The following is a 20,605-nucleotide window of genomic DNA, read 5'->3' on the forward strand; positions in this document are numbered from 1 at the left end:
AAATCGTAGGAGAGGATGTCAGATGTACACACAAACCCTGGTTGATAATCTCAAGACGGGCATTTGCCAATCCCTTGATTATTGGCAAATGCCCGCCGATACCCGAATTGAACTGCTGACGACGTCAGAAAATGCCACGTTCGTCTCCCACGACCCAAAAACGGACCACAAGCGCATCATCCGCGTTCATCGTCCCGATTATCACGACCGGCGGGAGATTGAATCCGAGCTGGCATGGATTCAGGACCTGCGTGCGTCAGGCTGCGTGAATACGCCCTCGCCGATCACCACTGTGACTGGCAGCCCGGTGATCAAAATGGCCATTGATGGCCGTGATTTTCATGCGGTCGCGTTTGAGCATGTCAGCGGCAGTGAGCCAGGCGTCGGCGAAGCACTACCTGACTGGTTTGAAAAACTCGGCGCGGTGACGGCCTCTCTGCATGAGCACAGCCGAACCTGGCAGCGCCCCGACTGGTTTGCGCGCAAGCGCTGGCATCTTGACACCATGATTGCCCCCGACGGGCTGTGGGGCGATTGGCGCCAGGCACCGGGCATTACCGCCAAGGATGAAGCCGTCATTCATCAGGCGATTGAACGTGTCCACCTCGCCATTGATGCCTATGGCCATCAGGAAGACCGCTATAGCCTGGTACATGCCGATTTGCGCCTGGCCAATCTCCTGGTCAATGACGACCAGCTGGCCGTCATTGACTTCGACGACAGCGGTTTCTGCTGGTACGCCTACGATTTCGCTGCAGCAATCAGCTTTCATGAGCTCGACCCGATGATTCCCCAGCTGCGCGATGCCTGGATTCGTGGCTACCGGACCATCGCCCGTTTCGATGAGGAAGATATCGCCGCGCTGGATACCTTCATCATGATCCGCCGCATCATGCTCAGTGCCTGGCTGGCAACCCACGCCGAAACACCGACAGCCCAGGCGCTGGCGCCGGGCTACATTCAGGGTACCGCCGAGCTGGCTCGCCAGTATCTGCACGCGAGGGCCTGAATAACAGGGCCTGAGCGACACAAACAGCTTTCTCCGTTGATCAAAAGGATATTAGCGTGAACGATATTCGCGGCATTCTCGACCAGAACGCGTTTCGCTTTGAGCATCTGGATCACGCTGATCCAGCGCTGAGGGCGATGGTTCGCAAGCGCCTTGAAACCGTCGGCCCCACGTCCATGCTGTTTTACGAAGAGCCTTTGCACATCGTCAAAGGCGAAGGTGTCTGGCTGGACGACAACCAGGGGCGTCGCTACCTGGACATGTACAATAACGTGCCGTCAGTTGGGCATTGCCACCCCCACATCGTGCAGGCGGTGGCCAGACAGATGGCGACACTGAACACCCATACCCGCTACCTTCACGAAGGTATTCACCATTACGCCGACCGCTTGCTGGCAACCCTTCCTGATCCGCTGGAACGCCTGATACTGACCTGTACCGGCAGTGAGAGCAACGATATGGCCCTGCGTCTGGCGCGCCAGTGGACAGGCAAGCACGGCATTATCGTCAGCGAAGCGGCCTATCACGGCAATACCACCGCTGTTACCGACGTGTCCCCGTCATCATACAAAACCGGCACGCCCCCGGATTACGTCCACGTTATCGCGCTTTCCGACATGCTGACCGCCGCCGACCCGGCACAGTGGTTTCTTGAGCAGGTGCAGGCGGGTGTTAAACACCTTGCCGCGCGCGGCTACAGCTGTGCGGCGTTACTGGTCGATTCGATTTTTTCCAGTGACGGTATCTATGCTGACCCCGCCGGTTTCCTGGCCCCTGCGGTGACATGGCTTCAGGCCAATGGAAGTTTGCTGATTGCCGACGAAGTCCAGCCCGGCTTTGGCCGCACGGGGGCTGGCATGTGGGGATTCAGCCGTCATCAGGTCACACCGGATATCGTGACCATGGGCAAGCCAATGGGCAATGGTTTTCCGATGGCGGGTCTGGTGACACGGGATGCGTTATTGGCCGCACTCAATGCCGACATCGGCTACTTCAACACCTTTGGTGGCTCCACTGTCGCTGTCGCGGCAGGCATGGCGGTACTTGATGTGCTGGAGGATGAGCAGCTGATCGCCAATGCCCAATATCAGGGTAAGTATCTCAAGGCACAGCTGAATGACCTCAAGACGCACTACGAGGTGATCAGTGATGTCCGTGGCGCGGGGCTGTTTATCGGGCTGGACCTGTGCGATCCCGATCGAAACGGCCAACCGGATGCCTCTCGTACCACTCGGGTTATCAACACCCTCAAACACAATGGCGTGCTGATTGGCGCAGCGGGAAAATCGGGCAGTACGTTAAAGCTTCGCCCCCCGCTGTGTATTCAACGCCAGGAAATTGACCTCTTTATCGAGACGCTGGAACACGCGATCAAGGCCACTTCAGGGTAATCCTATGCGCTACACCACTGATATCGGGCAAACACGCTACACTTTCACTGACCTGAAAACCCTGCTGGCCAAGGCCACGCCGTTACGCTCGGGCGACTGCCTGGCCGGTGTCGCCGCCGCTAACGCCACCGAGCGGATTGCCGCCCAGCGCTGCCTGGCCGAGGTGCCGCTTAAACAGTTCCTCAACGAGGCGGTCATTCCGTATGAAGAGGATGAAGTCACTCGGCTGATCATGGATAGCCACGATGCCAGCGCGTTTGCGCCGGTCGCCCACCTGACGGTGGGTGACTTTCGCAACTGGCTACTCTCGGAACAGGCCAACAGTTCATCACTAAGCGCCCTGGCAGCGGGTCTGACGCCGGAAATGGTCGCTGCGGTTGCCAAAATCATGCGCATCCAGGATCTGATTCTGGTTGCCCAGAAAACCGAAGTGGTAACCCGCTTTCGCAATACCCTCGGGCTGCGCGGCAGGATGTCAACGCGACTGCAACCCAACCACCCGACAGACGACCCCGCTGGCGTGGCGGCCAGCTTGCTGGATGGCCTGATGTATGCCAACGGCGATGCGGTGATCGGCATCAATCCGGCGACCGATAATACCCACGCTGTCACGCGCCTGATGCATTTGCTGGATGATGTGATTCAGCGCTACGAAATCCCCACCCAGTCCTGCGTGCTGACCCATGTCACCACGCACCTTGAAGCCATGAAACGTGGCGCGCCGGTGGACCTGGTGTTCCAGTCGATTGCCGGTACTCAGGCGGCAAATGATAGCTTTGGCATCAATCTGTCAATTCTGGATGAAGCCCATCGCGCCGCGCTGGAACTGGGCCGTGGAACGGTGGGTAACAACGTCATGTATTTTGAAACCGGCCAAGGCAGCGCGCTCTCGGCCAATGCCCACCATGGGGTCGATCAGCAGACCTGCGAAACGCGCGCCTACGCTGTCGCAAGGCGGTTTGACCCGCTACTGGTTAACACTGTGGTCGGCTTTATCGGCCCCGAATACCTTTACGATGGCAAGCAGATCATCCGGGCGGGGCTTGAAGACCACTTCTGCGGCAAGCTACTTGGCGTCCCCATGGGCTGCGACATCTGCTACACCAACCATGCCGAAGCCGACCAGGACGACATGGATATGCTGCTGACTCAGCTCGGCGTTGCCGGTATCAACTTCATCATGGGGATTCCGGGTTCCGACGACATCATGCTTAACTACCAGACCACGTCTTTTCATGATGCGCTCTACCTGCGCGAGGTGCTGAACAAGCCTCCGGCACCGGAATTTGCCGACTGGCTTAAGCGCATGGGCATTTTTGATGCCAACCACCGGCTGGACGTCGGTTCAGGCTTACCGACGCCCTTCGCCCACCTTGATCACAAACTGTGAGGCTACCATGACAGTGGATCAAAACGACGCGCATGACAATACGCTGGTCACCGCCAACGCCTGGGCCAGCCTGCGCCGCTATACCGATGCCCGTATTGGCCTGGGGCGCACCGGTATCAGCCTGCCGACCGAGGCGCACCTGGACTTCCAGGAGGCTCACGCCCGCGCGCGCGATGCGGTGCACATCCCTCTGGACACCCACGCCTTACTGCGAGAACTGGAAGACAGCGGCCTTGCGACGCTTCATCTGCATAGCCAGGCACACGACCGTATTACCTACCTGCAACGCCCGGACAAGGGGCGCCGCCTGAATGGCGACGCTGCTGCCTGTTTGAAACAGCAGCGCGACGCCCACTCAGCGGCCGATGCGGTGATCGTGATTGCCGACGGGCTTTCTTCCACCGCCGTGCAGCGTCACGCGGCGAAACTGGCGGTATTGATTGACCAGGGGCTAGCCAGTCAAGGTCTGACCCGTCACCCCGTCTGCCTGGTGGAACAAGGACGCGTCGCCGTCGGCGATGAAGTCGGCGAACTGTTGGAAAGCCGCCTGGTGATCCTGCTGGTGGGAGAGCGCCCTGGGCTAAGCTCACCGGACAGCCTGGGGATTTATTACACCTACCAACCCCGGGTAGGGCTGACCGACGCGGCACGCAACTGTATCTCGAATGTCCGCCCCGCCGGAACCCCGCCTGCTGATGCCTGTGAACGGCTTATGTGGTTAGTCAGGGAATCACTCAAGCGCCAGCTTTCCGGCGTCACGCTCAAGGATGATTCCGGCGACGCAGACGCCATTGATACGGATTCACCGGGTAATTTTCTGCTTGAGTAGCGCGGGTCTCGGCAGCATGCTTTCGCTGCCAGGCACGCCATTCTGCCTATAAAACCCGACACGATGCCGTTGGCATCCATCCACCCCAATCGATTTAACAATTTATTTCAAACATAACTAACTGATTTAGAAAACGAATTTTTCACACCATCGCAACATATACTAAAGATTAATATCAATCATATTTCGTAGCGCTACGATTTAGGTATCTTTCGTAGCGCTACGAAGGCCAAGGCTTGGCATTGCCAACAACTTATTTAAAACAAAAGCCGCCCAGCATAGGATTGATAATGAAAGCTCCTTTTAAAATAATCCCCATTACCGCCGCGATCTCAATGGCCATGTTTGCCACACAGGCAAACGCCGACCCTGCGATTGAAGCCCGCCTGGCAGAGCTGGAACGCCAGCTTCAAGCGACTCGCGCCGAACTCGCCGCTCAGCAATCTCAAAGCACGCCAGCTGCCGAGACGGAAGAGCGTATCGCTGAACTGGAACGTCGCGCGTCAGGCGATGAAGGACTGTCAATGAGCGGCTACGCACGCTCCGGCCTTCTGCTCAACGACCAGGGCAAAAGCGCCAGCGGCGGCCCATATGTGACGCCAGCCGGACCTCTGGGCGGTGCTGTCGGCCGCCTCGGCAACGAGCCGGACACCTATGTTCACGCCAAGTTCAGCTACCGCAAACAACTGGAAAACGGTGCCCGCTCACTGTTTCAGGTGAGTATCGCGGACTCTGTCACCACCAGTAATGACTGGACGGCTTCCGAATCCAGCCTAAATGTGCGCCAGGTATTTGTTGAATTGGATAACCTTCCCAGCTTTACCGGCGCGTTCGAAAATGCCGCGATCTGGGCGGGTAAGCGTCTTGACCGCAATAACTTCGATATCCACTGGATAGATTCGGACGTGGTCTTCCTCGCCGGTACCGGCGCGGGTGTCTACGACGTTCAGCTGAGCGATAACTGGAAGACCAATCTCTCCCTTTATGGGCGCAGTTTCAATGATTTCCCGGTTAACGACGTGAACGATACCGGCACCGGCGATACCGACAGCCTAATCCTGACCAGCAATAACTACGTCGGCAACTGGCAGTTCATGGTCAACGCCATTTCCGCCAACGATAATGACGAGCGTGTGTTGGAAAGCCCGGACACCGCCGCTGATAGCGGCGCCCACGGTATGATTGCCTACCACGGAAAGTCTTTCTTCGGCATGTCGGAAGGCAACTTCAAACTGGCATTGATTCACGGCCAGGGAATGGGTGCCGAAGCAAAGCGTATCGGCTCGAACGGTGACTTGACCGAAGATGCGCAATCCACGCGCCTCGCGGCATACGGCACTACCTACTTCGCACCAAAGTGGCGTATTGCGCCGTCCGTACTGGCTGAAACCAGCGAAGACCGCTTTAATAGCGGTGACAAATATAACTGGGCTTCGTTGAACGCTCGCTTGGCCAATGAGCTGACTCAAAACTTCGAAATGCAGTACGAGCTCAGCTATCAATACATGGATCTTGATCCGAACGGCTACAAGGGCCGTAATGCGGTTAGCGGTAACTTTGCCAAAGCAACCATTGCCCCAACGTTCAAGCCGAACGTCGGAGGTTTCTGGAAACGCCCTGAAGTACGCCTGTTTGCGTCCTACACGGACTGGGATCAGGAGCTGAATAGCTACGACAGCGGCGATGCTTTCGGCAGCGACAGATTCATGGGTGGCCAATGGAGCTTCGGCGTACAGGCTGAAACCTGGTTCTGATGTTGTTTGATTTGCTCGCACTCCTTGGTACTGGCTTAGTTGGGTATTGGCTTAGTTAAGTACTGAATGAGCTAGGTACTAAATGAGTTAGGTACTGGCTTACTTTGCATGTGATGACCTGTTTCCCCATGGGATTTCCCATGGGGCTTTTTTATGTTTATTTACCTTATCCTGAGTTTTTGATACTTCATCGCTAACCGTGTGGTGTCAGCAGGCCCTAAGCCTCCCAGCGGAATATGCTATATTCGTGCATCCAAGGATGGGGGCACTGGATTGATCGCCCTGGTCAGTCATTTCATTACTATAGCCGGAGCCTTTTCCATGTCTCAAAAATCACGTGCCAGACGCTCAACCCAGCGTGTCACGATGAATGACGTGGCCAAACTTGCTGATGTCTCTTCAAGTACGGTATCGCTGTATTTACGCAAACCTGACGAGGTGTCAGCGCCGCTTGGCCAGCGTATTCAGAACGCAATTGATACGCTGGGCTATGTTCCCAATCTGATGGCTGGCGCACTGGCCGCCGCACGGACACGGGTGATCGGCGTCGTTGTGCCATCCATGGTGAATGCGATTTTTGCCTCCACGGTTAACACCATGCAGAAAACGTTAAGTGCACAGGGTTATCAGCTTCTGTTAGGTCATAGCGATTACTCGCTGACGGAAGAAGCGGCGGTAGTGCGTACTTTTTTGTCCTGGTCTCCTAGCGCTATTATCCTGACAGGGTTAAACCACAACCGTGAAACTCGACGCCTGTTAAGCAACTCCGATGTTCCCGTTGTAGAAATGTGGGAATTAGGTTCCAACCCTCTGGATACGCTGGTGGGGTTTTCTCATCAGGACGTAGGCCGTGCACAGGCGCGTCACCTGGTCGAGACCGGTTGTCAGCATATCGCTTTTATTGGCACGCGGTTAAGTGTCGATGAACGCGCCAGACAGCGCTGTATCAGCAGTGAAGAGGCACTCCAGGAGATGCTGGGCACCGGCTACACGCGTATTATTGATTGCGATTCAAAACGTATGGCGGAAGCCGCCAACCAGGCATTTTCAGAACTGTTAGCCGACTACCCGCAGACAGATGGCATTATTTTTTCCAACGACATGCTGGCACTCGGCGCCTTGAATGAAACACATCGCCGAGGCATTAAGGTGCCCGATGATATTGCCATGATTGGCTTTGGGGATATGGATTTCAGCAACTGCACGCTTCCACCGCTGTCGACCGTTCGACTCCCCCGCGAAGAAATTGGTGAACAGGTCGCCCGGTGCGTCCTGAGACGTATTCAGGGGCAGCCCCAGGATAAACAGCTGGATCTCGGGTTTGAATTATTACTCCGCGAAAGCAGCCTGCGGGCCACGACCCCCGTTGTTTGACTCAAGGCCGAAGCCGGAACATTACATTGCCTGAGCCTTACAACGGGGCTGCTATCACGATTTAACGTCTGTCACAAAGCAGCTAACAGTGCTGATATACAAAGACTTGCACCAGACAGGAACAGCAATACAAATGCTACCCGCCTCAGGTTCGACCCTGACAAGCGTGGCGGATAGCGTCGCCCTAGCCAGGTAAATACAATCACCACCGGCATGGACATTGCTGCCAGCCAGAAAATCTGCATATTCAGCTTGCCCTGAAGTCCCACTAATACCAGACGTTGCAGTCCATTAATGGCGAAAATCAGTAGCAGACTGTCACGGATGACTTTCAGGCCAAGGGGTTGGCGGTAGAAATGAAACACCAGTGGCGGCCCTGATGAAGCAAACATGCCACCCATCAGGCCGGACAAACTACCAAAGAAAAGAAACGAAGCCCGGCTAGCCCGATAACGGCTGGGCAAGGGGCGCAAGATCAACGTCAGACTGCTGAGCAGAATGGCCACGCCGAGAATCAGCTGCAGCCAATGTACATAGTCCCCACTCAGCACATCCAACACCCAGACCCCGACGACCAGGGTGACAGCAGCGCTCAATGAACACAGCAACACAATCTCACGGTCGATATTGCCCATCTTGCGATACAGCGCCATGACAGCATTAAAAAAGCTGAGGATACTGATCAGGATGGCCACCAAGGAAATCGGTATCAACCCTGTCAGTACCACACCCCCCATCATCAGCAAACCAAAGGCAAACCCGGTAATTGTCTGGGCGTATATCGCAACAGCCACCCAACATAACAGCACTAAGGTTTCTACTGCTCCCATCAGACAAAGCCTGCCAACGAGCCAAAGAGGCTCACCCAGTCACTGTCATGGCGATAGAATACCGGTGGCTTGCCAATCGGAGCGGCCACGGTGACATGCTGTCCGCCCACATAGCGCTCACCGCTCCAGAGGTGGACCCACTCAGCGTCTTTAGGCAAATAGGCAGACCAGTCCTGACGCCCTGCCTGATGCACCGGTGCAACCAGTAAGTCCGGCCCAAGCAGGTACTGATCCTGAATATCGTAACAGTTGGGATCATTTTCAAAATGCAGGAATAAAGCGCGCTGCATAGGGATGCCACGTTCGCTGCCTTGTGCAACGTACTGTTTGAGATAAGGCCCCAACGCCACGTAAATCCGGCTCATATGCGCCAGATGTTCGGCCACGGCTGAGTCGTTAAACCACTGGACATTGGCAACAGGGCGGTTGGATTCGTGTGTGCGCATCACCGGCGTAAAGGCCGCCATTTCAGCCCAGCGCATATGCAGCTCAGCATCACGGGTGTTACCAAACAGGCTGGTATAGCCGCCGATATCACTATGATGAAACGCATTACCCATCAAGCCCGAAGAAAGCGCCGCACAAATGACGGTATTCAGCCCATCGTGGCGTGAAAAATCCACCGACTGATCACCCGCCCACAATAGAGGGCAATGCGCCTGTACGCCCGTGTAACCGGCGCGCATAAAGAAAGTCGCTTCATCCGTCAAACCCGCTTCGGCAATACCTTCGGCGTTCACTTTTGCCCAGCGTGTCGGCCAACGGTTGTGCTCCTGCATCGCTGGCACGCCGTTGCTCAAATGGACGTCAATGGGCAGGTATTCCCCGAAATCAGCCATCCAGCCACGGATACCGATATCCAGCATTTCCCGTTTGATGATGACGTCTTTATACCACTGGCAGGCTGCATCGTTAGTGAAATCGACAATCCCGCAATCAAATTCCCCAAAATCAATGATGGCAGTTTGGCCGTTTTTGTCGGTTGCCAGATAGCCCGCCGCTTCCGCTTCGGGGAACAGGCTGCCATCAACACACACATAGGGGTTCACATAGCTGAGGAAATGCACGCCACGCTCATTCAGCTCGGCGATCAGTTCTTCAAGCTGCGGATAGCGCTCAGGATTCCCGCGCCAATCCCAGAACAGCCGGGTGCCAAAGCTGGTTTCTCGAATACCTGCCCAGTCTTCGCACCATAACGCTGACACCGCCATGTCGTGGTTGAGTGCTTCTGCAAGTTTTTGACGTGCATGGGCCTCGCCGCGCTTGAGCCCCAGAATAACACCGTTATGAATCCACTCTGGCAGGGGCGGCTGACGACCAAAGGTCGCGCTGATTTTTTCCACTAGTTCAATAAAGGTGGGGGCATCGCGCAGCGTAATTGCCGATGGCACGCCCCAGGCATGAAGTTCGTGGAATGGCTCGCGACGGAAATCAAAGTCCGCATAGTCGCTGGTTTCAAAGTGGCAGAAATAGCGCCGAGACGAAATGAACGTCGGTTGAGGATAGTTGGTGTGGTAGTAGTCGCCACCACCGCCATTGACTAAATCCGCTTCAAACGTGATGGTGGTTTTTTTGTCACGTCCAACACCCGGTTCGGACGTCCATAACGGAAAGTTCCGGCCACGCAGATTGAAGTATGACATCTGCTCGCCACATCCCCAGACGTACTCTTTTTCCTCTGCGGCTAAACGCATCCAGAAGCGATTCACATGGGGAGCTACCCAGTCACGCTCAAGCTGAACACCGTCTTCCAGCTCAACCAGCTTGAAAACCAGTTGAAGCTCGTCCTGAGGGTAACGACGAAGCTCCAGACGTACGCCCCCCTGGTCGTCGGCGATCGTTAAATGGCGGAGCGCTTCCCGGCTTTCAAGAAAGTCGTCAATCTCGAAATTACCGTGATGCATGTCGATTTTTTCATGACCACAGCCAATAAAAAACGCCGGTGACTCTGGGGTGTGCAAAAGAAGGTCATGATCATTCTGCGTGATGTGAAGCCGATCATGTTGCAGGGTGACTTGCATAATGGGGTTCCAGGGCTAGAGTCGGACGAAGTAATCGTTAGTTCAGTGTTAGGCCGGCATCAACAATAAAGTTCTGGCCGGTACAGCCACGGCTCTCGTCGGAGCCCAGAAAAAGGGCCATGCGTGCGACATCGTCTGCTTCAAGACGAAATTTCAGAGCCTGTTGGTCTAAAAAACGCTGATTGACTTCCGGTGTCAGCCATAAACGTGCCTGTCGCTCTGTCAGAATAGCGCCTGGCACCAGAGAGTTCACTCTCACGCCATGCATTCCGACTTCCTGTGCCAGCGTACGCGTCAAACCATTAATGGCTGCTTTCGCCGCCGTGTAGCCCGCCATTCCAGGCCGCCCACGCATCCAGGAAATGGAGCCCAGATTAATGACCGCTCCCTGGCCTGCCGCTTTCATGGACGGCAGTACCGCCTGAATGGCAAACACATGATGGCGCAGGTTAATGGCCTGACAGTTATCCCAGTATTCCGGGGTTAAATCTTCAATCGCGTGTCGATCATCCAGGCCGGCATTATTAAGCAATATCTGAGTCGGCCCCTGGGCCGACTCAATACGCGCAATCACAGACTGCAATTGCGCAATATCACGCACATCACAGGCATAAAAGCTCGCTTTGTCGCCTTGCTCGGCCACTAGCGCCTCCCCTGCCTCACGGTCAATATCCAGAAAAGCGACATGGGCACCTTGCGCAATAAATGCCTTGACCAGTTCAGCGCCAATTCCAGACGCGCCACCTGAGATAATGACGCGCTTCTCCTTAAGCGAATGGTAAGTAACATCACGGTAATCGTTCATGAATTGCCTCACTCAATCGCCATATTGATGTACTTGGTTTCGAGATAGTCCTCGATTCCCTGACGCGCCCCTTCGCGACCAAGACCTGACTGTTTCACACCGCCGAACGGGGCTTCACAGGTTGAAACGTGGCCGTTGTTAATTCCCACCATGCCATAATCAAGGGCTTCAGACAGGCGCCAGGCGCGACCTAGATCACGCGTATAGCAGTAAGCGGCGAGACCATATTCCGTCGCGTTTGCCAGGCGGATGACCTCGGCTTCTTCCTGAAAGCGGAACACCGGCGCCAAGGGGCCGAAGGTCTCTTCGTTGAAGCAGTCCATCTCCGCTGTCGCACCCGTAATCACCGCAGGCGTCAGGAAGTTAACGCCACGACGTTCGCCGCCATGCAACAGCGTTGCGCCTTTTGCAACGGCGTCATTAAGCTGTTCCATTACTTTGTCAGCGGCAGCGGCATCAATCATCGGGCCGACCTGAATGCCTTCGTCGGCACCATTGCCTACCTTCAGCTTGGCCACTTCTTCGGCCAATCGTGCGGCAAACGCATCATGGATACCCGCTTGAACGAAAATACGGTTGGCGCAAACACACGTCTGGCCCGCGTTACGGAACTTGGCCTGCATGACGCCTTCTATCGCTTTTTCCAGGTCAGCGTCGTCAAAGACGATAAAGGGCGCGTTGCCGCCCAGCTCCATCGACACTTTCTTAACCGAATCAGCACACTGACGAAGCAACATTTTTCCGACGCCGGTAGAGCCTGTAAACGTCAGCTTGCGGACCTTCGGGCTTTCGGTCATCGCGCGGCCAATCGCGCTGGCATCACCGGTTACCACGTTGACCACACCGTCAGGAATACCAGCACGCTGGGCCAACAGTGCCATCGCCAGTGCCGAGTAAGGCGTTAGCCCCGCCGGTTTGATCACAATGGTGCAGCCAGCGGCAAGGGCAGGCCCCGCTTTACGGGCAATCATCGCCGCCGGGAAGTTCCAGGGGGTAATCGCCGCGCACACACCAACCGGCTGTTTAATCACCAGCAGGCGGCGGTCGCTCTGGGGGCTGGGAATGATGTCGCCGTAAGCACGCCGACCTTCTTCGGCAAACCATTCAAAAAAGCTCGCGGAAAAGCCGATCTCGCCACGCGACTCTGCCAAGGGCTTACCCTGCTCAGCCGTCATCAGTATTGCCAGGTCTTCCTGATGCTCAAGTAGTAAATCGTGCCAGCGACGCAGCAGTGCGCCACGCTCTTTAGCAGAACGTGCCTGCCATGCCGGCATGGCGTTTTCAGCCGCGTCAATGGCTCGCAACGTTTCGGCCTCACCCAGGCGCGGCACCTGACCCAGCACGCTTCCGTCGGCGGGGTTGGTCACGTCATCAAACTGGTTGTTATCAGCTCCAATCCATTCTCCACCCACAAAACACGCGTTACGCTGCAAAGTGGCATCGTGTAATTTCAGCATGGCTGCATTCCTCAAAATCGTTGTTTGTTAATTAACGCGCGCGCTTTAACCACGAAACCTGGGTTCACTTTGCCCTGCGACATCAACGCGCATGGCGAAAAGGTTGCCGGATTCAGGGTAAGCGTCGAGTTCATCGGCGGGTCGGCCGTGGCGCGCTGACGTAACGTAAAGGGTTTTCAGATCTGGCCCGCCAAACGCACACATCGTCGGGCACCTGGCAGGTACGGTATATTCCGCAACGATCTCACCGGTAGATGACAGGCGCGCAATGCGTCCACCTTCATAAAGCGCCGTCCAGTAATAGCCGTCAACATCCACTGCGGCACCATCAGGGCGGCCGTTGCCAAATGGGAACTGGTGAAATACTTCACGCGGCCCAGTGATGTCGCCACTGTCAGGGTCCAGCGGATAACGGTAGATCACATGATTGGGTGTATCAGAGTGATAGGCCCAGCGCCGATCGGGGCTGAAGGCCACCCCATTGGAGACTTTGATATCGCCTGCCAAGCGCTGGCAGGTATGGTCCGCATCGACTCGAAACAGCGAGGCTGAGGGCTTATCCCGGGGCTCGTGAATGGTGCCTGCCCAGAAACGTCCCCAGGGGTCAACGCGCCCATCGTTAAAGCGGCTGATGGAGGTATCCGCCACCGGGCGAGCCAGACACTCGGTTAACTCCGCCTGATCATTAAGCAACCATAGGCCCGAGCGCAGGCCCGCAATGAAGCCTCCGCTTTCGCGACGCCCGACACAACCAATGTTTTCAGGTAATGACCAGCTGACGTTTTCCCCGCTAAGCGGGTCAAAACGATTCAGGCTAGGCGCTTCAATATCCACCCAATAAAGCGCTTGCTCATCTTCCGCCCAGAGAGGGCATTCGCCTAGTGCGGCCTGAGCGGAAAAAATGCTCTGTAAGCTGGCATCAACCATGATCTTCCTCGAGGTTCAGTTGCAAGTGGCAGGAGAAACGCTCTCCTGGGGCCAGAGTCTGCATGCCATGCAGCTGGGGCGTGTCGCTGTTTAAAGCGGCATTGGCATGGCTGACGGGTTCAAGCGCAAAAAAGTCCTGATTTTCCGGTGTAAAAACCACTAAGTGGCGAAGCGCTTCAGAGACAACAAGCGTGAGACGCAACCGATATTCCGGCCAGTAGATCTCTGCCTGCCGTGACCAACCGGCAAAACAGTTATCCAGCCCTGGCCACTCAAGCGGCCGCAACTGACGAAAATTCCATTCCTCAGGCGGGGTAACCTGATGCAAGGGAAGTTGCCTGTCGTCATTGAGCCAGATCGATGCTGCGTTGAACTTAAGCTGCACCTTTGGCGTACGCTGAAAATACGGATGCCACCCCAACCCCGCAGGCATCGGGCGAGTGTCGAGATTATCAAGGTGCAGCGTCAGGCTGAGGCCGTTCGGGCCAAGAGACACCTGCTGAGTGACCTTGCAATGCCACGGCCAGTCAGCATCGGGTAAATGCGGCAATACAAGAGTGGCACTATCGCCTTCACGCGGTTCGTCACGCTGCCACTCCCAGGCCCGCTGCCAGGCAAATCCGTGCAGGCTGTGGGGGTGGTTGCCGAAATTGCGTTGTAGCTGAACCGTATCGCCCTGCCATGCAAAGCTGGCATCGGCGATGCGGTTTGAATAAGGCGCGAGTACATATCCCCCACTGCGCCTTGGCCCCTCAGGCAAGTCATGGCAACCGGAGGGAAGCGGTCTGAGCAGGTCCTGTCCTTTCCAGCGCAAGGACATAAAGGCGCCGCCACAACCGGGTAACAGACTTGCTTCCAGATCACCGTGGCGTAGCGGCTGCATATCAATAGACGCCGCTGTCTGACGTATCAGCCACCTGACCTTTCAGCGCTGCCACATACTCTTTGGCACGCGACATCATCAAGCTCATATCGGAGCCAACGGCCACAAAGCCAAACCCCTGATCGCGATAGCTGCCCACTAACTCCGGTTCTGCGCCAACAATGCCGCAAGGCAGCCCCAGACGCTGGCTTTCCGCGACTGCCGAGGAAATCGCCGCCTGAACGTCAGGGTGACGGATATCACCAATGCGACCCATGGCCGCCGAAAGATCGCCTGGACCGATAAAGAGGCCATCAATATGCTCCACCGCCGCAATCTCCGGCATGGCAGCCACGGCTTCCGGGGTTTCCAGCTGCAGAATCACAGCAATTTCTTCTTCAGCACGCTGTAAATAATCTGCCACGGTGCCATAGCGGCTACCCCGGTGTACCGCAGCAACACCGCGGCTTCCCTTACCTGGGTAACGGGTTGAGCTGACGGCCTGCGCCGCTTCTTCAGCGTTTTGTATGTAAGGGAACATCAAGCTTTGGGCGCCACTGTCCAGTACGCGCTTCACCATGACCGGATCGTTCCAGGGAAGCCGAACCACCAGCTCCGCTGGCGTTCCCGCCACCGCCTGCATGATAGCGATCGCCTGAGGCACATCGACCGGCACGTGCTCCATATCGAGCACCAGATAATCAAACCCGGCATAGCCAATGGCTTCCGCCACATTGGGGCTGGCCGTCATTAGCCAGGTTCCTACCGGCACCTTGGCAGGATCGCGTAACCACTGTTTGAAACGGTTTTTGGGAAGCGCTGTCATCTTATTGTTCTCCTTAGAAAATTTCCGGCTCTTCTTGGTTCTGACCGCCCTGCAAAATATCAAAATCGCAGCCCAGATCAGCTTGAGTCACATGCTCTTGGAAAAGCGCGGTATAACCGCGATCAATACGCGGACTGGGTGCCTGCCAACGCTGACGCCTGGCCTCAAGCTCGGCTTCATCGACCAGCAGTTCGAGGCGGCGGGCAGCCACATCAAGTTCAATTTCATCGCCATCACACACCAGGGCGAGAGGCCCGCCCACCGCCGATTCCGGTGCAATATGCAACACGCAAGTGCCGTAATGGGTGCCGCTCATACGTGCATCGGAAAGACGCACCATGTCTCGCACGCCCTGAGCAAGAAGCTTTTTGGGGATAGGCAAGGCACCCCATTCCGGCATGCCTGGCGCGCCTTTTGGGCCAGCCTGGCGTAGCACCAGTACGCTGTCGGCACTGACGTCCAGCTCAGGATCATCAATGCGCGCCACCATATCGGCGTGATTTTCGAACACGATGGCGCGACCGCGATGTCTGACCAGTTTCGGGTCGGCTGAGCTTGGCTTGATCACCGCCCCACGGGGCGCCAGGTTGCCACGCAACACCGCCAGGGCAGCCCCTTCACAAACCGGGTTATCCAATGACCGGATAACGTCGTCGTTGTAGCGTTCAGCGCCCTCTAAATCGTCCCCAAGCGTGCGACCACTTATGCTTTTCGCGGTGAGATCAAGGTGGTCAACAAGCTGGGTCAGCAACGCAGGAAGACCGCCTGCATAGTAGAAGTCTTCCATCAGATACTCCCCCGAGGGGAAGATATTCGTCAGCACCGGAATATCCCGTGCGACGGCATCCAGGTCATCCAGAGTGAGCTCGACATTTGCCCGCCGGGCAAGCGCAATCAGGTGGATCGCCGCATTGGTGGAGCCACCCAGCGCCATATAACATTTAGCACCGTTGAAGAAGTTGGCCTGGGTGAGAATGTCGGAAGGTTTGAGGTCTTCCCAGATCATTTCAACAATGCGACTACCGCAGCTGGAGGCCATGCGAATGTGAGCCGAATCAGACGCGGGAATACTGGAGGCACCTGGCAGTGTCAGCCCCATAGCATCAACAATCGACGTCATGGTAGAGGCTGTTCCCATGGTATTACAGGTACCATTTGAGCGAGTCATTCGCGACTCAAGATCGATCCAGTCCTCCTGCGAAATATTGCCGCTTCGCAGCTCATCCCAATATTTACGGGTATGCGTTCCGGCCCCTAAGGTTTTACCTTTCCATTTGCCGTTAAGCATAGGGCCCGCCGAGCAGAAAATGGCGGGGATATTCATGCTGATAGCCCCCATCAGCAATGCAGGCGTAGTTTTGTCACACCCACCCAGCAACACCACGCCGTCGATGGGATGACTGCGCAGCAGCTCCTCTGCTTCCATCGCCAGAAAGTTGCGATACAGCATCGTCGTCGGCTTCACCAGCACTTCACCAAGCGACAAGGCGGGCAACTCAACGGGATAACCCCCGCCTGCCCACACGGCCCTTTTCACTGCATCAGCACGATCTCTCAAGTGAGCATGGCAAGGGCTGAGGTCACTCCAGGTGTTGATGATGCCGACCACCGGCTTACCCATGAACTCTTCGCGGCGCAAGCCCATCTGTTGGGTACGCTGACGGTGTGCAAACCCTCGCATATCCTGAGAGTCGTACCAGCGCTGACTTCGTAGCTCTTCAGTCTTGCGTCGCTGTTTATCCATTTTATTTACCTTTCGGTGATGCAGGAAAGACGACTCTCCTGCCAGAAAAATTCTTTATTTCGTAGCGCTATGAAAAATATAAAGCAGTTGAAAAAAAGGTGTCAATAGCTAGCGAAATATTCGTGAATTGTTATATACAAGAAGTGTAAATGTTAAAAATGGTAATTTTATCCGGGAAAGAATATCTTTTTAAGACTTATGTCTAACCCGTCATCTGCCCATTTCATTGACAGCTATACATTGCCATTCTAGTATTTTTCGCAGCGCTGCGAAACCGACGCTTCATAACTATCCAATAATAAATGCAGGATTATCGTCGCAGGCACGAATGTCTTGCTGGAGCCGCCTATGCAAAAATTTATTGTTCGTTTGGATCGCTTTAATGCGTTTTCCACTCGGTATGCAGGATATGCAGCCACCCTGCTGCTGGGTTGCATGCTGACGATGATGGTCCTTCACGTTTTCTTTCGGTATGTCCTCGGCAGTAGCTTTGTATGGACCGAAGAACTTTCCCGCTACATGATGATTTGGATGGCGTTCCTGTTTTTTCCGGCTGCCCATCGTCAGGGTCTCAATGCAAGTCTTGAGCTGGCCGTCAACTGGTTCAAACACACCATGCCATGGCGACTGCTTCAGTTAGTTCTTGAAGTTTGCATACTGGTGGTCGCCTTCTGGTGCATAAAGCTGGGGTTTGGACTGATTGAACGGGGCGCAACGACACAGAGCCTCTCCCTCGGCATCAGCATGTCGTTCGTTTACGCCATTCTTCCCTTAAGTTTCGGGCTCACAGCGCTATGTTCTATTGAGCGAGTGTTACGCCTTACCCTGATACTTTTTTACCCAAATGCCTCATTGACTGGGCATCAATTGCATAATAACGACAACACCAAGGTGTAAATCATGACATTCGCCTATTTGTGGATTTTTTTATTCCTGTTGTTCGTAGGAATGCCAATCGTATTTCTGATGCTATTTGCACCGGGCGTCAGTCTTATCCTGGAAGGCAAACCGATCTTCCTGAACATGCTGTTTCAACGCCTGTTTGCCGGGATTAATAGTTTTCCCCTGATGGCACTGCCGTTTTTTATCCTGGCTGGCGAACTGATGACAGCCGGTGGCATTACGACACGTATTGTACGGTTTGCAGAAACCCTTATCGGCCATCGCCGCGCGGGACTGGGACAAGTATCGGTGATTTCATCACTCATGCTGGCAGGCGGCTCCGGCTCAGCCGTCGCAGACGCCTCTGCCATGGGGTCGGTCATGATTCCAGCGATGAAGGATTCCGGCTATACCAATCGTTTTTCAGCAGCAATCACCGCCGCATCTGCCGTCATTGCCAGCATTATTCCTCCCAGCGGCATCTTCATTCTGTATGCCTTTATCATGCAGGTGTCCGTGGCGGACATGTTTGCCGGTGGCGTGGTACCTGGCTTGCTGATCGGCATTGGCCTGATGATCACCATCGCTATCATGGCGAGGTTCAAGGAATTCCCTGAACCCTCCATCAAAGCGACCTGGCGGGAAAAAGGGCATGCTTTTATTGTGTCGTTCTGGCCGCTGCTCATGCCGGTCATTCTTATCGGCGGTATCGTGGGGGGTATTTTTACACCGACAGAAGGGGCTGCGGTCGCAGCGTTCTATGCGCTAATCCTTGGCATGTTCGTTACCCGTGAAATCAAGTTTTATGACCTGCCCAGGATTTTTGGCCGCGCAGCTATCAACTCGGCGGTTATCCTGCTGCTCGTAGGCTCAGCGGTTGCCTTTGCCTCCCTGGTCAGCCTGAAAGGCACGCCCCAGTTGGTGAGCACCTACATTCTTTCGATTACCGATAATCCGCACATGCTGTTCTTCCTTGTGGTTGCCTTTTTGCTGGCCGTTGGAACGATGATGGATGCGGGACCTGCCATTCTGATCCTCGGGCCCATTCTTGCCCCTGTCATGGTAGGTATCGGTGTCGACCCAATTCATTTTGCAGTAGTTATGAGCATCACTCTGATCATGGGGCTTATCACCCCACCGATGGGATTGGTGCTTTTCGTAGTGAGTAGCATCAGCAAAGAGCGCATCGAAAAGATCGCCTGGGAGATGTTGCCACTGTTCCTGGTGGAGATTGCCATTCTCTTCGCCCTCGTCTACATACCGGAGCTTATTCTGACACTGCCACGCTTGTTCGGATATGCCGGATAGTCCTACTTCATTCCAGGAGAATAATGAAAATGATGATGAAGCACGCTAAAAAAACGCTCACAACACTGATGCTAGGGGCAACTTTAAGCACCGCTGGCATTGCTCAAGCCACCGACCTCAACCTGGTTTTTCTGGCTAACGAAGAAGACCAGGAATACGATGCCGCGCAAGTGTTTAAAAACTATGTGGAAAGCCGCACAGGCGGAGAAGTTAACGTCAATATTTTCGTCGGCGCCCAACTTTGCGGTTCTGCCAACGAATGTTTTGAAGCCATGCAGGCAGGTGTCGTTGACCTCTTCACGGCAACAGCGGGTGGCGTTGCTGCCATTTATCCGCCTATCCAAGGGCTGGATATTCCCTATGCCTTCCCTGACGACCGGGCCGCGATGACGATGCTGACGGATCCTGAATTCACCGGTTTCCTGCGTGATGAAATTCTTGACGCCAGCGACGATAACATCCGTTTGATGGCAATGACGCAGGCAGGCGGTTGGCGCAATATCGTTAACGGCGAACGTGAAGTCCGCTCACCTGCTGACGCAGAAGGCCTACGCTTTCGTACCATCGAGTCACAGATTCAGCAGATCATGGTGGAAGAAATGAACGCTTCCCCCACTCCGCTGCCTTGGCTGGAAGTTTACACCGGTCTGCAGACGGGGGTTGTTGACGGCACCCTTAACTCCATTTCTGACGTTACCAACATGAACTTTCAGGAAGTCATCAAGTACATGACGCTGGATAACCATGCCTATATGTCTTCCATGTGGTTGATGGGTAACAACAAGTTCGAATCTCTGACACCTGAGCAGCAACGCGTTGTTGCGGATGGCGCCGCCATGATGTCGGTCGTTCAGTTCGGCGTTCAGCCACGCAAGGAGCTTGAAGCCTATCGTATCTGGGCGGAAGCAGGCGGTGAAATCTACACGCCAACCGCTGAGGAAATGGAAGAGTTCCGCGCCCTGGCAGAACCGGTACGTGACTGGTATCTGGAAAACTACGGCGAAGAAGGCGAAGTCTTCATTGAAGAATTTGAAGCCGCACGTGAACGCGCTGTTTCAAGGATCAATGCGGATCGCGATTCCGTAATACCTGAGTAACACGCATCAGGCGCCTCACTTGCTGAGGCGCCTTTATTTTCTGTTGCCTTTATCTTCTGTTACGACGCTTTTCCAGGTTCTTAGACCTAGCGTCTCGAC

At 55.2% G+C, this 20,605-nt stretch carries 17 protein-coding genes; 9 read left to right on the forward strand and 8 right to left on the reverse strand.

Annotated elements, in window-relative coordinates:
* Positions 1-22 precede the first annotated feature (22 nt).
* From ACU6TU_RS15515 to ACU6TU_RS15540, 6 genes are all read left to right on the forward strand, one after another.
* Positions 23-1,009, forward strand: a complete 987-nt coding sequence (locus ACU6TU_RS15515) for a phosphotransferase enzyme family protein (RefSeq protein WP_447142269.1) — start codon at positions 23-25, stop codon at positions 1,007-1,009.
* A gap of 56 nt (positions 1,010-1,065) precedes the next feature.
* The gene (locus tag ACU6TU_RS15520; RefSeq protein ID WP_447142270.1) at positions 1,066-2,400 is read left to right on the forward strand and encodes an aspartate aminotransferase family protein; all 1,335 of its coding nucleotides are present in this window, start codon (positions 1,066-1,068) and stop codon (positions 2,398-2,400) included.
* A gap of 4 nt (positions 2,401-2,404) precedes the next feature.
* Positions 2,405-3,790 carry an ethanolamine ammonia-lyase subunit EutB gene (locus ACU6TU_RS15525; protein WP_447142271.1) on the forward strand — a complete coding sequence of 462 codons (1,386 nt, stop codon included), beginning with the start codon at positions 2,405-2,407 and terminating at the stop codon, positions 3,788-3,790.
* Positions 3,791-3,797: 7 nt separating this feature from the next.
* Positions 3,798-4,619 carry an ethanolamine ammonia-lyase subunit EutC gene (eutC, locus tag ACU6TU_RS15530; RefSeq protein ID WP_447142272.1) on the forward strand — a complete coding sequence of 274 codons (822 nt, stop codon included), beginning with the start codon at positions 3,798-3,800 and terminating at the stop codon, positions 4,617-4,619.
* A 290-nt stretch (positions 4,620-4,909) separates the two neighbouring features.
* Positions 4,910-6,373 (forward strand): carbohydrate porin, encoded by a 1,464-nt coding sequence (locus ACU6TU_RS15535; protein ID WP_447142273.1) that lies wholly within the window; start codon positions 4,910-4,912, stop codon positions 6,371-6,373.
* 321 nt (positions 6,374-6,694) lie between these two features.
* Positions 6,695-7,747, forward strand: a complete 1,053-nt coding sequence (locus ACU6TU_RS15540; protein ID WP_447142274.1) for a LacI family DNA-binding transcriptional regulator — start codon at positions 6,695-6,697, stop codon at positions 7,745-7,747.
* 71 nt (positions 7,748-7,818) lie between these two features.
* Here the strand turns inward: ACU6TU_RS15540 and ACU6TU_RS15545 are convergent, their stop codons facing one another.
* From ACU6TU_RS15545 to araD, 8 genes are read right to left on the reverse strand one after another with little or no spacing between them, the layout of a single operon-like run.
* Positions 7,819-8,577 carry a TSUP family transporter gene (locus ACU6TU_RS15545; RefSeq protein WP_447142275.1) on the reverse strand — a complete coding sequence of 253 codons (759 nt, stop codon included), beginning with the start codon at positions 8,575-8,577 and terminating at the stop codon, positions 7,819-7,821.
* A complete protein-coding gene (locus ACU6TU_RS15550) occupies positions 8,577-10,598 on the reverse strand; it encodes an alpha-glucosidase (protein ID WP_447142276.1) in 2,022 nt (673 codons plus the stop codon). The genes ACU6TU_RS15545 and ACU6TU_RS15550 overlap by 1 nt, the downstream gene beginning before the upstream one ends.
* A 37-nt stretch (positions 10,599-10,635) precedes the next feature.
* Positions 10,636-11,403 carry an SDR family NAD(P)-dependent oxidoreductase gene (locus ACU6TU_RS15555; RefSeq protein WP_447142277.1) on the reverse strand — a complete coding sequence of 256 codons (768 nt, stop codon included), beginning with the start codon at positions 11,401-11,403 and terminating at the stop codon, positions 10,636-10,638.
* Positions 11,404-11,411: 8 nt separating this feature from the next.
* The gene (locus ACU6TU_RS15560) at positions 11,412-12,860 is read right to left on the reverse strand and encodes an NAD-dependent succinate-semialdehyde dehydrogenase (protein WP_447142278.1); all 1,449 of its coding nucleotides are present in this window, start codon (positions 12,858-12,860) and stop codon (positions 11,412-11,414) included.
* A 45-nt stretch (positions 12,861-12,905) separates the two neighbouring features.
* The gene (locus tag ACU6TU_RS15565) at positions 12,906-13,787 is read right to left on the reverse strand and encodes an SMP-30/gluconolactonase/LRE family protein (protein ID WP_447142279.1); all 882 of its coding nucleotides are present in this window, start codon (positions 13,785-13,787) and stop codon (positions 12,906-12,908) included.
* Entirely contained in the window at positions 13,780-14,670 is an 891-nt protein-coding gene (locus ACU6TU_RS15570) for an aldose 1-epimerase (protein WP_447142280.1), read from the reverse strand. The genes ACU6TU_RS15565 and ACU6TU_RS15570 overlap by 8 nt, the downstream gene beginning before the upstream one ends.
* Position 14,671: 1 nt before the next feature.
* Positions 14,672-15,475: an HpcH/HpaI aldolase family protein gene (locus tag ACU6TU_RS15575; RefSeq protein WP_447142281.1), complete on the reverse strand. Its 804-nt coding sequence runs from the start codon at positions 15,473-15,475 to the stop codon at positions 14,672-14,674.
* A 13-nt stretch (positions 15,476-15,488) separates the two neighbouring features.
* A complete protein-coding gene (gene araD, locus ACU6TU_RS15580) occupies positions 15,489-17,219 on the reverse strand; it encodes an L-arabinonate dehydratase (RefSeq protein ID WP_447142282.1) in 1,731 nt (576 codons plus the stop codon).
* Between the two features lie 348 nt (positions 17,220-17,567).
* Here araD and ACU6TU_RS15585 point away from each other — a divergent pair, with 348 nt between their 5' ends.
* From ACU6TU_RS15585 to ACU6TU_RS15595, 3 genes are read left to right on the forward strand one after another with little or no spacing between them, the layout of a single operon-like run.
* Entirely contained in the window at positions 17,568-18,116 is a 549-nt protein-coding gene (locus ACU6TU_RS15585) for a TRAP transporter small permease (RefSeq protein ID WP_447142283.1), read from the forward strand.
* A 3-nt stretch (positions 18,117-18,119) separates the two neighbouring features.
* Entirely contained in the window at positions 18,120-19,409 is a 1,290-nt protein-coding gene (locus ACU6TU_RS15590) for a TRAP transporter large permease (protein WP_447142284.1), read from the forward strand.
* 23 nt (positions 19,410-19,432) lie between these two features.
* On the forward strand, positions 19,433-20,506 hold the full coding sequence (locus tag ACU6TU_RS15595; protein WP_447142285.1) for a TRAP transporter substrate-binding protein: 1,074 nt from the start codon (positions 19,433-19,435) through the stop codon (positions 20,504-20,506).
* Positions 20,507-20,605: the final 99 nt, after the last annotated feature.

The organism is Halomonas sp. LS-001 (assembly GCF_052983955.1).

Bases quoted from the DNA above. Each gene is read 5' to 3' on its own strand.
- ACU6TU_RS15515 (WP_447142269.1), top strand. From the start codon at position 23: ATGTACACACAAACCCTGGTTGATAATCTCAAGACGGGCATTTGCCAA.
- ACU6TU_RS15525 (WP_447142271.1), top strand. From the start codon at position 2,405: ATGCGCTACACCACTGATATCGGGCAAACACGCTACACTTTCACTGAC.
- eutC (WP_447142272.1), top strand. From the start codon at position 3,798: ATGACAGTGGATCAAAACGACGCGCATGACAATACGCTGGTCACCGCC.
- ACU6TU_RS15535 (WP_447142273.1), top strand. From the start codon at position 4,910: ATGAAAGCTCCTTTTAAAATAATCCCCATTACCGCCGCGATCTCAATG.
- ACU6TU_RS15540 (WP_447142274.1), top strand. From the start codon at position 6,695: ATGTCTCAAAAATCACGTGCCAGACGCTCAACCCAGCGTGTCACGATG.
- ACU6TU_RS15545 (WP_447142275.1), bottom strand. From the start codon at position 8,577: ATGGGAGCAGTAGAAACCTTAGTGCTGTTATGTTGGGTGGCTGTTGCG.
- ACU6TU_RS15550 (WP_447142276.1), bottom strand. From the start codon at position 10,598: ATGCAAGTCACCCTGCAACATGATCGGCTTCACATCACGCAGAATGAT.
- ACU6TU_RS15555 (WP_447142277.1), bottom strand. From the start codon at position 11,403: ATGAACGATTACCGTGATGTTACTTACCATTCGCTTAAGGAGAAGCGC.
- ACU6TU_RS15560 (WP_447142278.1), bottom strand. From the start codon at position 12,860: ATGCTGAAATTACACGATGCCACTTTGCAGCGTAACGCGTGTTTTGTG.
- ACU6TU_RS15565 (WP_447142279.1), bottom strand. From the start codon at position 13,787: ATGGTTGATGCCAGCTTACAGAGCATTTTTTCCGCTCAGGCCGCACTA.
- ACU6TU_RS15570 (WP_447142280.1), bottom strand. From the start codon at position 14,670: ATGCAGCCGCTACGCCACGGTGATCTGGAAGCAAGTCTGTTACCCGGT.
- ACU6TU_RS15575 (WP_447142281.1), bottom strand. From the start codon at position 15,475: ATGACAGCGCTTCCCAAAAACCGTTTCAAACAGTGGTTACGCGATCCT.
- araD (WP_447142282.1), bottom strand. From the start codon at position 17,219: ATGGATAAACAGCGACGCAAGACTGAAGAGCTACGAAGTCAGCGCTGG.
- ACU6TU_RS15585 (WP_447142283.1), top strand. From the start codon at position 17,568: ATGCAAAAATTTATTGTTCGTTTGGATCGCTTTAATGCGTTTTCCACT.
- ACU6TU_RS15590 (WP_447142284.1), top strand. From the start codon at position 18,120: ATGACATTCGCCTATTTGTGGATTTTTTTATTCCTGTTGTTCGTAGGA.
- ACU6TU_RS15595 (WP_447142285.1), top strand. From the start codon at position 19,433: ATGAAAATGATGATGAAGCACGCTAAAAAAACGCTCACAACACTGATG.